This window comes from Neisseria sp. P0022.S010 (assembly GCF_051956635.1).
The window spans coordinates 1-10,127 of sequence record NZ_JBQCXF010000085.1; the positions used below are offsets into that span (position 1 = coordinate 1).

The 10,127-nt window shown below is 52.2% G+C and carries 10 protein-coding genes; 3 read left to right on the plus strand and 7 right to left on the minus strand.

Annotation, left to right across the window (positions count from 1 at the left end; genetic code table 11):
* Positions 1–283: 283 nt before the first annotated feature.
* The 6 genes from dksA to ACTHUT_RS09435 form a co-directional block, all read right to left on the minus strand.
* On the minus strand, positions 284–700 hold the full coding sequence (gene dksA, locus ACTHUT_RS09410; RefSeq protein WP_003747644.1) for an RNA polymerase-binding protein DksA: 417 nt from the start codon (positions 698–700) through the stop codon (positions 284–286).
* A 232-nt stretch (positions 701–932) separates the two neighbouring features.
* A complete protein-coding gene (locus ACTHUT_RS09415) occupies positions 933–1,490 on the minus strand; it encodes a YggT family protein (protein WP_222570616.1) in 558 nt (185 codons plus the stop codon).
* A 2-nt stretch (positions 1,491–1,492) separates the two neighbouring features.
* Complete coding sequence (proC, locus tag ACTHUT_RS09420) at positions 1,493–2,290, minus strand: pyrroline-5-carboxylate reductase (RefSeq protein ID WP_222570617.1); 798 nt, start codon at positions 2,288–2,290, stop codon at positions 1,493–1,495.
* A 189-nt stretch (positions 2,291–2,479) separates the two neighbouring features.
* Positions 2,480–2,986: a hypothetical protein gene (locus ACTHUT_RS09425; protein ID WP_296116999.1), complete on the minus strand. Its 507-nt coding sequence runs from the start codon at positions 2,984–2,986 to the stop codon at positions 2,480–2,482.
* A gap of 109 nt (positions 2,987–3,095) precedes the next feature.
* Entirely contained in the window at positions 3,096–3,452 is a 357-nt protein-coding gene (locus ACTHUT_RS09430) for an RNA-binding protein (protein WP_440386770.1), read from the minus strand.
* On the minus strand, positions 3,449–4,162 hold the full coding sequence (locus ACTHUT_RS09435; RefSeq protein ID WP_440386771.1) for a YggS family pyridoxal phosphate-dependent enzyme: 714 nt from the start codon (positions 4,160–4,162) through the stop codon (positions 3,449–3,451). The genes ACTHUT_RS09430 and ACTHUT_RS09435 overlap by 4 nt, the downstream gene beginning before the upstream one ends.
* A 117-nt stretch (positions 4,163–4,279) precedes the next feature.
* Here ACTHUT_RS09435 and ACTHUT_RS09440 point away from each other — a divergent pair, with 117 nt between their 5' ends.
* From ACTHUT_RS09440 to yccS, 3 genes are all read left to right on the plus strand, one after another.
* The gene (locus ACTHUT_RS09440) at positions 4,280–5,326 is read left to right on the plus strand and encodes a type IV pilus twitching motility protein PilT (protein WP_036492519.1); all 1,047 of its coding nucleotides are present in this window, start codon (positions 4,280–4,282) and stop codon (positions 5,324–5,326) included.
* Positions 5,327–5,412: 86 nt separating this feature from the next.
* Positions 5,413–6,642, plus strand: a complete 1,230-nt coding sequence (locus tag ACTHUT_RS09445; protein ID WP_314598525.1) for a PilT/PilU family type 4a pilus ATPase — start codon at positions 5,413–5,415, stop codon at positions 6,640–6,642.
* A 163-nt stretch (positions 6,643–6,805) separates the two neighbouring features.
* On the plus strand, positions 6,806–8,947 hold the full coding sequence (yccS, locus tag ACTHUT_RS09450; protein ID WP_295701152.1) for a YccS family putative transporter: 2,142 nt from the start codon (positions 6,806–6,808) through the stop codon (positions 8,945–8,947).
* A 95-nt stretch (positions 8,948–9,042) separates the two neighbouring features.
* Here yccS and ACTHUT_RS09455 read toward each other — a convergent pair.
* The coding region (locus ACTHUT_RS09455; RefSeq protein ID WP_440418754.1) for a phosphoglycerate kinase at positions 9,043–10,127 on the minus strand (1,085 nt) is incomplete at its 5' end.

Consider the following 10,127-nt stretch of genomic DNA (forward strand, 5'->3'; position numbering starts at 1 on the left):
AATTATCGAAAATTTCAACCAACTGTGTTATACTGTCTGCTTCGTTTTCTTCACCGCGTCAGCAGCGAAGAACCGAACTATACGCCCTCCAACAAAACCAGTCAACACCTTTCTCGAAATTATTTTCAAAAATTTAATCACCCCCCTGTTTTAACAGGGTTTTTATTTTTCTCAAAACACCTCAAATCTTCCCTATTCGCGTCCTATATCCAACCCGGTTCAATACTAAGGCCGTCTGAAAGAGTATTTCAGACGGCCTTTTTGAGGTTTTATGTCTATATTTTTAGTCGGCAAACTGTTTTTTCATTCGTTCGCGTCGCTCTTGCGCTTCTACGGACAGTGTCGCGGTCGGACGTGCCAGCAGGCGTTTGAGGCCGATGGGTTCGCCGGTATCGGCACAGAAACCGTAATCGCCTTCGTCAATGCTGCGGATGGTCGCTTGTACTTTACTGAGAAGTTTACGCTCGCGGTCGCGGGTGCGCAGTTCTAAAGCGTATTCTTCTTCTTGAGTAGCGCGGTCGGCAGGATCGGGGGCGGATTCGTGCTCTTGGAGATGACCGGTAGTGGTGTTTGCATTTTCAATCAGCTCTTCTTGCATTTTAACCAGTAGTTCGCGGAAGAAGGCCAATTGGTCGCTGTTCATGTAGTCCTCTTCGGGACCATCCCAGTTTAAAATATCTTGTTCTGTCAGCTTTGCCATGGTGTCTGCTTTCGGTTTATGTTAATGATTTGGATGCTACGGGTTTGCTTTTATTGGGTTTTCTTGAATTTCCGTTTTGGAAATTGGGCGAATCATATCATGTTTTACCTATTCATTTGTTCTTTATATTTCGATTTGCACTTTTTTGCACTAGCTTACGCCTAAATATATTAATGCGCTTTTTAGGACGTTGTATTTTTGGTCGTTAATACCTGCTGCACTTTCAGACGGCCTATTGGAGCAACCATAGATTTGTTTGCTGGATAAGCTGGGGAAACCATCGTGTCAGCCACAACCATAATAAGAGTGCCAACAAACTGCCTGAAAAATCGTATCGACCTGCGCGTAAGAAGGAAAACGGTTTGAGCAATGGCTGCAGGATTCGTTCGATGGCATAGGTCAACGGCGAATAGCGGCCCTGTATGCTGGACACCATTCTGATAATCAGAGCGATAAGTAATGTATAGGCTGCGGCTTTCAGCATATGGAGTGCGGCAAACCAGAAGTTTGCCAGAATCAGCTTATTGCTGATGGATAATGCCGGCGAGATGAAAATAATGGCGGTACAGGCAAGGTAATACACCAGAAAACCTGCGGGCAGGCAGTACCAATCGGTTTTCTCGCCGCTTGGAAATGCTTTTTGCCAAGGTTTGGTCAGCCAGCCTGTTGCCTGTATGCTGAATTTGAGCAGGGGGTGTTCTGCCGCCAATCCTGCGTATCGGAGCAAAAAGCGTGTGATACACAGGATGGCAACGGCGTCTGCCAATAATAGGAGCAAGTCGCCGCGCATGTTCAGACGGCCTTGTATTGTTGCGCCATTTCTTGCGAACGTTTAACGCAGGCTTCTACGCCCTGTTCGATGGCCTCGGCAACGTGACGGGCTTTGAAGGTTTCGATGGCTTCGTGTGTTGTGCCGCCTTTGGAAGTTACGTTTTGCTGTAATTGTGCGAATGCTTCGCCGGTTTGTTCGGCCAAAGCCACGGCGCCTTTAAATGTGGCGAGGCTCAGTTCGCGTGCGTCTTGTTCGTTGAAACCTTGTGCCAAAGCCGCATTTTGGAGCGCGCCCAACAGATAGAAAACGTAGGCGGGGCCGCTGCCGCTGATGCCGGTAATATTGTGGAGTTGCTCTTCCTCGTTCAGCCAAACGGTCGTGCCGACAGAACGCATGATGCTGTCTGCGGCTGCGCGGTCGGCTTCTGAAACGCTTGCATCGGCAAACATACCGGATACGCCCAAACCGATTTTGGCCGGCGTATTGGGCATGATGCGCACGATACGGCGTGTACCGCCCAGATAATGGCTGAGGGTATCGATGGACAATCCGGCCGCTACGGACAACACCAGCGCGCCATTTAAACGGATGTTTTGACAGGCTGCCTGCATGTCTTGCGGTTTGACGGCGAGAATGAGGACGTCGTCCGCACTCAATTCGGGCAGGTTTTCAGAAGTGGCTACGCCCAATTCTTGAACCAACTGCGCACGTCTTTCGGCGCCGCGTTCGACAATGTGGACACGATAGCCGTCTTGTTTGACCAAACCGCCTGCAATGGCAGTCGCCATATTGCCGCCGCCTAAAAAGTAGATGTTCATAAATTTCCTTAATTTTTTAAATGAGATACATTTGCTGATGTCGTCTGAAATACCGTTTCCATCATACCGACAAAATTTCAGACGACCTTTTTACCAACGGACGCTTTCGGGCAGTGATGTTCGGTATAAACCCTGTTTTTCCAAACAATCCTATGAATAATAAATTATTATATATACTTACTAATAAAACTAATTTTTATAGTTTACTGGAAATAAAGGCTGTTCTAAATTCCAAGGCAAATTTTGTTCAGAAAATATTTTTTCTATTTTCTGAACAAACATCTTCCACCTAGGATCATTCTCATCAAACTCTTCATATCCGCTTAAACAGCAATCCTGGCAAATAGATTTTAATTTATCAGTGCCCTCTAACATTTCTGTTGTCCAAATATCCCTTTCTTGGCATGACATTTCATTATTATCATCAAACGATGTAAGTTCTATATTAGCAATAATCGAAAACTCATGTTCCAAAGAGTTCAATTCCCCAGAAGGGAAGTCTAAATCAATTAATGACTCTAATAAACCGCACTTTATAGCTCTATAAACAAACTCAACACCTACCTGCAATAAATATTTTCTATTTTCAAGATTCATATCTAATGTCATAGGAAAAAAGTTAGATATTCCAAACTCAATATCAGAACACCATTGCAATTTCTCATACATATTAAACAAATAACTTTTCTTTAACATTACTTAACCTTGCTTTTTACTGGGAATTTTAGTTTTAATGGAACTCCATTATTCTGTTGTAGTAAAGCTGGATTATTAATTTCTACCGTGGCAGTTGACGATGTAGTTTTTAGGCTAGATGTTCTTGCCGGAATCCTTCTTTTTTAAAAGTTTCCGCTAAAGGGCGTTTATCGCGGGTTTGCCAAGCTAGCCCGCAAGCTTCAAACTTTTTGATTTTCCTACTGAAATAATCATTAGCTGCGGTACGATAAGCATTATCGTCAATAGAATAATTCCCGTCCGCCAAACGCTTCCCGCGGAAATCCTCGATAGAAGGCGGCGGTTCGCCTTTAATTTCCCAAAAATCTATTGCTGCCGGCTTTTTGGGTTTGCACCAGCCCGATAAGGACTCACATTGATACCAGCCCATCAACCGACAACCCGTTAAGGTCAAACCAAGCAAAACGACCGAGATAATCTGTTTCATTGGCTGCCTTCTCCTTTTTGTTTTTGTTCCCGTCTGCCGAAAATCGCGCTGCCGATGCGGACATGGGTTGCGCCGCATTCTACCGCGATTGGCATATCTCCGGACATACCCATAGATAAAACATCTGCTTCGACGCCTGCCGCGTTCAACTCAGCCAACAGCCGCTGCATGGTGTGAAACTGGCTGCGCAACTCATCGTTGCTGCTGTCGGCCTTGGCCACACACATCAATCCGCGCACTTGAATATTCGGCAACTTGGCCACTTCAAGGGCCAGCCCGACCGCTTCATCGGGCGCCACGCCGTGTTTCGCCTCTTCAGCGGCAATGTTCACTTCAATGCACACCTGCAACGGCGGCATTTCAGACGGCCTTTGTTCACTCAAGCGCCGTGCCGTTTTCAGACGGCCTATCGTATGGACCCAATGTGCGCGTTCGGCCACAAATTTGGTTTTATTAGACTGCACATCGCCGATAACGTGCCAAACAATATCCGGCAAATCGGCCAGCGTTTCCGTTTTTTCAAACCATTCCTGAATATAGTTCTCGCCGAAATCGCGCTGACCGGCTGCATACACTTCGCGGATATCGTCTGCCGGAAATGTCTTGCTGACCGCCACCAGCTTTACCGCATCCGCAGGCCGCCCTGCAGCCTCAGCCGCCTGTTCAACCGCCCGGCATACGTCCCGATAGTTTTGTTGCAATACCGACATGGTTTTCTCCTTTAACCCGTTCATCACTCGGCATTTTGAAAATTTTACTTGGTCGAACGGGTTTATCTATTTAAAATAAAGCGATTTTATTATTCTAAACCAAAACAAGGCCACATTATGCAGATTACCGACTTACTCGCGTTCGGCGTGAAAAACAAAGCCTCCGACCTCCATTTGAGTTCGGGCATTTCCCCTATGATACGCGTACATGGCGACATCCGCCGCATCAACCTGCCCGAGATGAGCCCGGAAGAAGTCGGTACCATGATTACCTCGGTCATGAACGACCACCAGCGCAAGCTCTATCAACAAGATTTTGAAGTCGATTTCTCATTTGAGCTGCCCAATGTTGCCCGCTTCCGCGTCAACGCCTTTATGACCGAACGCGGCCCGGCCGCCGTATTCCGTACCATTCCGAGCACCGTCCTGACGCTGGAAGAATTGCGTGCGCCGCGCATTTTCCAAAAAATTGCCGAAAATCCGCGCGGTTTGGTCTTGGTAACCGGCCCAACCGGTTCGGGTAAATCTACCACGCTGGCGGCGATGGTCAACTACATCAACGAAACCCAACCGGCCCACATTCTGACCATCGAAGACCCGATTGAGTTCGTCCATCAAAGCAAAAAAGCGCTCATCAACCAACGCGAACTGCATCAGCATACCCACAGCTTCACCAACGCCCTGCGTTCCGCCCTGCGCGAAGACCCCGACGTGATTCTGATCGGCGAGATGCGCGACCCTGAAACCATCTCCCTCGCCCTGACCGCCGCCGAAACCGGTCATTTGGTTTTCGGCACGCTGCACACGACTGGCGCCGCCAAAACCATCGACCGTATTGTCGACGTATTCCCTGCCGGCGAAAAAGAAATCGTACGCTCCATGTTGTCCGAATCCTTGCGCGCCATCATTTCCCAAACCCTGCTTAAAACCCGCGACGGCAACGGCCGCGTCGCCGCGCACGAAATCCTGATTTCCACACCGGCCGTGCGCAACCTCATCCGCGAAAACAAAATCGCCCAAATCAACGCCGCCCTCCAAACCGGTCAGGCCCACGGTATGCAAACCCTCGATCAAGCCCTGCAAACCCTTGTCCGCCAAGGCACCATCAGCCCCGAGATGGCACGCAGCAAAGCGCAAAACATCGAAAACCTCTCTATTTTCTAAACCATACTCAGGCCGTCTGAACCCCATCATCCCGTTTTCAGACGGCCTTTGAGCCTGACCGAATACCCGTTTTAAAGAGAATCATCATGAGCGACCTCGCCCCTCTGCACGACCTGTTAAGCGAAATGGTGCAAGCCTACTCACAAAAAAACCAAGCACCGCACATCCCCACACCGGCCGAAATCGGCACGCATCTTCACCCCCTGCTCGACCGCATGTGTGAAGAGGCTGAAAAACGCAACGCCTCCGACATCTTCATCAGCGCAGGCTTTCCCCCTGCCATCAAAGTCGGCGGCACCCTCACGCCCATGCCCCACAAAGCGCTGACCGGCGCGGACACCGCCGCCATCGCCGAATCCACCATGAACCCCGACCAGCTCGAAGCCTTCAACCGCGACTGGGAAATCAACTATTCCGTCCAATCGCGCAGCAACACACGCTACCGCGTCAACGCCTACCACGAGCAAGGCCGCGTCGGCATGGTATTGCGCCGCGTCAGCCAAGACATTCCCGAAATGAAGACCCTCGGTTTGCCCGAAAAGCTCCAAGAGCTTGCACTCGCGCCACGCGGCCTGCTGATCCTCGCCGGCCCGACCGGTTCGGGTAAGTCCACCACCATGGCTTCCATGCTCAACTACCGCAACCAAAAGCTGCCCGGCCATATCGTTACCATCGAAGACCCCATCGAGTTTATCTACAAACCTTGCCGCAGCATCTTCACCCAGCGCGAAATCGGCATCGATACCGACAACTGGAAAACCGCCGTTCAAAGCGCCATGCGTCAAGCGCCAGATGTCGTCTGTATCGGCGAAGTCCGCAGCGAAGAAAGCATGGAATACGCCCTCCAACTGGCTCAAACCGGCCATCTGTGCGTTTTCACCATCCATGCCAGCACGGCCTCTCAAACCATCGAGCGCATCATCAACTTCTATCCGGAAGACCGCCGCCAACAGGTCTTGATGGATTTGGCGTTAAACCTCGTCGGCATCATCGGCCAACGCCTCGTCGTCAAGAAAAACCGCCAACGCACGGCCGTTACCGACCTACTGCTCAACACTCCGGCCATGCAGGACCTGATTTTCAAAGGTGAATTGCTGGAAATCCGCGACCTGATGGCACGCTCCGGCAGCAACGGCATGCAGACGTTCGACCAGAATCTCTTCAATCTCTACACACAAGGCCAAATCGAACTCAGCGAAGCCCTGCGCCAAGCGGTATCCGCCAACGATTTACGCCTGCGCATTCAAATGCACGACGAAGGCAACAATACCGAGCGTCTCTACGACCGCATCAGCGACCTCAACCTGATGACCTAATGGCGTAAGCTAAAAAAGGCCGTCTGAACAGATGTGGAAACGAAATCAAGTATTTCCCCGTATCCGTCCAGACGGCCTTATCCTATTTCAAGCATTCTGAAAGCGACTGAAAATCCTGTTAAAATCCAATCATTCATCTCATAACAAATAAAACAACCCAATCATGAACACCCCGCCGCTCAAACCTCTGATCATTGCCTCCCTACCCGTCTTCGCCAGCGTATTCATCGCCGCCACCCTCGTTTGGCACTTTAACACCCCCAAACTCGCCATGCCCTTCGTACTCGGCATTATTGCCGGCGGTTTGGTCGATTTGGACAACCGCCTCACAGGCCGTCTGATAAACATCGTCATCACCGTCGCCCTGTTTACCCTCTCCTCACTGCTTGCCCAAAGCACCATCGGCACAGGCGTTCCCTTCATCTTGGCCATGACCCTGATGACTTTCGGCTTCACCATCCTCGGCACCGTCGGCCTCAAATACCGCACCATCGCTTTCGGTGCGCTCGCCGTCGCCACCTACACCACGCTGACCTACACCCCCGAAAGCTACTGGCTGACCAATCCCGTCATGATTCTGCTGGGCACAGTCCTATACAGCGTCAGCACCCTGATCTTCCAAATCATCCTGCCCCACCGCCCAGTCCAAGAAACCGTCGCCAACGCCTACGACACACTCAGCAACTACTTCGATGCCAAAGCCGACTTTTTCGACCCCGACGAAGCCGCATGGTTGGGCAACCGCCAAATCGACCTGGCCATGAGCAACACCGGCGTGATTACCGCCTTCAACCAATGCCGTGCCGCACTTTTCTACCGATTACGCGGCCAACACCGCCATCCGCGCACCGCCAAAATGCTGCGCTACTACCTCAGCGCGCAAGACATGCACGAACGCATCAGCTCCGCCCACGTCGATTACAGCGAAATGGCCGAGCAGCTCAAAAACACCGACCTCATCTTCCGCATCCGCCGCCTGCTCGAAATGCAGGGTCAGGCGTGCCGCAACATTGCCGCCACCCTGCGCAACAACAAACCCTACGCATACAGCAAACGCCTCGGCCGCGCTATGGAAGGCTGCCGCCAATCCCTCGGCCATTTTGCCGAGACCCACGCCGACAATGCCAACCTCCACAATATCCGCCGCCTGCTCGACAACCTCAGCAGCGTCGATTACCAACTGCGGCAACTGCAAAACGATGCGTCCCTTGCCGAAAACGACAACACCGACACCCGCATCGCCGCCCTTGAAAACACCAAGTTCCGCAACATTGGCGAAACCGTCCTCAGCCAGCTCAATTTCGAATCCGGCGTCTTCCGCCATGCCACCCGACTCTCCATCGTCGTGGCCGCGGCCTGCATCATCGTCGAAATCCTCCACCTCAACCTCGGCTACTGGATCCTGCTGACCGCCCTCTTCGTCTGCCAACCCAACTACACTGCCACCAAAAGCCGCGTGTACCAACGTATCGCCGGTACGATTCTCGGCGTGATTGTCGGTTCGCTCGTCCCCTACTTCACCCCGTCCGTTGAAACCAAGCTCTGGATTGTCATCGCCAGCACCACCCTGTTTTTCATCACCCGAAGCTATAAATACAGCTTCTCCACCTTCTTCATCACCATCCAAGCCCTAACCAGCCTTTCGCTTGCCGGTTTGGACGTGTACCACGCCATGCCCATCCGCATTATCGACACCATCGTCGGTTCCGTTATCGCATGGGCCGCCGCCACCTACCTCTGGCCCGATTGGCGTTACCTCACCCTCAGCCACACCGCCGCCCAGACCATCACTGCCAACGGCCGCTATCTCGACGCCATCCTCGACCAGCTGCAAAACGGCAGCCGCGACGATGTCGACTACCGCCTCACCCGCCGCCAAGCCCACGAAAGCACCGCCGCCCTCAGCAGCACCTTATCCGACATGAGCAGCAACCCGAAAAAATACCAAGACCGCCTGCAAGACGGTTTTACCCTGCTCAAAACCAGCTATGCGCTGACCGGCCACATTTCCGCGCTCGGCGCATACCGCGACCAGGTTCATCACGACGGCAGCGATACCTTCGCCCCATATGCCCGCCTGACCCACCACATCGCCGAACTCCTCAAACAAATGCCGCAGACCGAACCGGCCACCTTCGATGCCAGCATCGAAGCCATCCGACAGGAGTTTGCCGATTTGGAGCAGACCGACAAAGAGCAGTCCCAACAAAACCAAATCCTCAAACACCAGCTCGACCTTATCATCCGCCAGCTTGCACCGTGTTATCAGGCATTGCACAGACAGTCGGATACGCAAACCGCCTAAACCGATAACACATTTCAACAAAATAAATAAGGCCGTCTGAAACCTGATTTCCAGATTTCAGACGGCCTTTATTCAGCCATCGAGATTAAAACCGATTATGCGCCACGTTTTTCCAAAGCGGCTACGGCAGGCAACTCTTTGCCTTCCAAGAATTCGAGGAACGCGCCGCCGCCGGTGGAGATGTAGCTGATTTGGTCGGTTACGCCGAATTTGGCAATCGCCGCCAAAGTGTCGCCGCCGCCGGCAATCGAGAACGCATCGCTTTGGGCAATCGCTTCGGCCAATACTTTGGTACCGCCGGCAAATTGGTCAAACTCGAACACGCCGACCGGGCCGTTCCATACGACAGTGCCTGCGGCTTTGAGCAGCTCGGCCAAAGCAGCGGCGGATTTCGGACCGATGTCCAAAATCATGTCGTCTTCGGCAACGTCGGCAATGTCTTTCACCACCGCTTCCGCATCGGCGGCAAAGGCTTTAGCGACAACCACATCGGTCGGCAGCGGAACAGAGCCGCCTTTGGCCGCCATTTTTGCCATGATTTTTTTGGATTCTTCCACCAAATCGTGTTCGGCCAAAGATTTGCCGATGGCTTTGCCTTCTGCCAGTAAGAATGTGTTGGCAATGCCGCCGCCGACGATCAGTTGGTCGACTTTGTCGGCCAAAGATTCGAGGATGGTCAGTTTGGTAGACACTTTGCTGCCGGCAACGATGGCAACCATCGGATGAGCCGGTTGCTTCAGGGCTTTGCCCAAAGCGTCGAGTTCGCCCGCCATCAACACGCCTGCGCAGGCAACCGGTGCGGCTTGGGCGACGGCCTCAGTCGAAGCTTGGGCGCGGTGGGCGGTACCGAATGCGTCGTTAACGAATACGTCGCACAAAGAAGCGTAGGCTTTGCCCAGCTCCAAGTCGTTTTTCTTCTCGCCTTTGTTGATGCGCACGTTTTGCAACATCACGACATCACCGGCGTTCAAAGTCGGTTTGTTTTCACGCCAGTCGTTCAATACTTTCACGTCTTTGCCCAACAGTTTGCCCAAATGCGCAGCAACAGGCGCTACATCGTCTTCAGGATGGAATTCGCCTTCGGTCGGACGGCCGAGGTGGGTCATCACGATCACAGACGCGCCGTTGTCCAAGCAGTATTTGATGGATGCGAGCGAAGCGCGGATACGGGTGTCGTCGC

What these genes read in the sequence shown, in the direction of transcription:
- dksA (WP_003747644.1), bottom strand. Translation starts at nt 700, where the DNA reads ATGGCAAAGCTGACAGAACAAGATATTTTAAACTGGGATGGTCCCGAA.
- ACTHUT_RS09415 (WP_222570616.1), bottom strand. Translation starts at nt 1,490, where the DNA reads ATGCGCGGCGACTTGCTCCTATTATTGGCAGACGCCGTTGCCATCCTG.
- proC (WP_222570617.1), bottom strand. Translation starts at nt 2,290, where the DNA reads ATGAACATCTACTTTTTAGGCGGCGGCAATATGGCGACTGCCATTGCA.
- ACTHUT_RS09425 (WP_296116999.1), bottom strand. Translation starts at nt 2,986, where the DNA reads ATGTTAAAGAAAAGTTATTTGTTTAATATGTATGAGAAATTGCAATGG.
- ACTHUT_RS09430 (WP_440386770.1), bottom strand. Translation starts at nt 3,452, where the DNA reads ATGAAACAGATTATCTCGGTCGTTTTGCTTGGTTTGACCTTAACGGGT.
- ACTHUT_RS09435 (WP_440386771.1), bottom strand. Translation starts at nt 4,162, where the DNA reads ATGTCGGTATTGCAACAAAACTATCGGGACGTATGCCGGGCGGTTGAA.
- ACTHUT_RS09440 (WP_036492519.1), top strand. Translation starts at nt 4,280, where the DNA reads ATGCAGATTACCGACTTACTCGCGTTCGGCGTGAAAAACAAAGCCTCC.
- ACTHUT_RS09445 (WP_314598525.1), top strand. Translation starts at nt 5,413, where the DNA reads ATGAGCGACCTCGCCCCTCTGCACGACCTGTTAAGCGAAATGGTGCAA.
- yccS (WP_295701152.1), top strand. Translation starts at nt 6,806, where the DNA reads ATGAACACCCCGCCGCTCAAACCTCTGATCATTGCCTCCCTACCCGTC.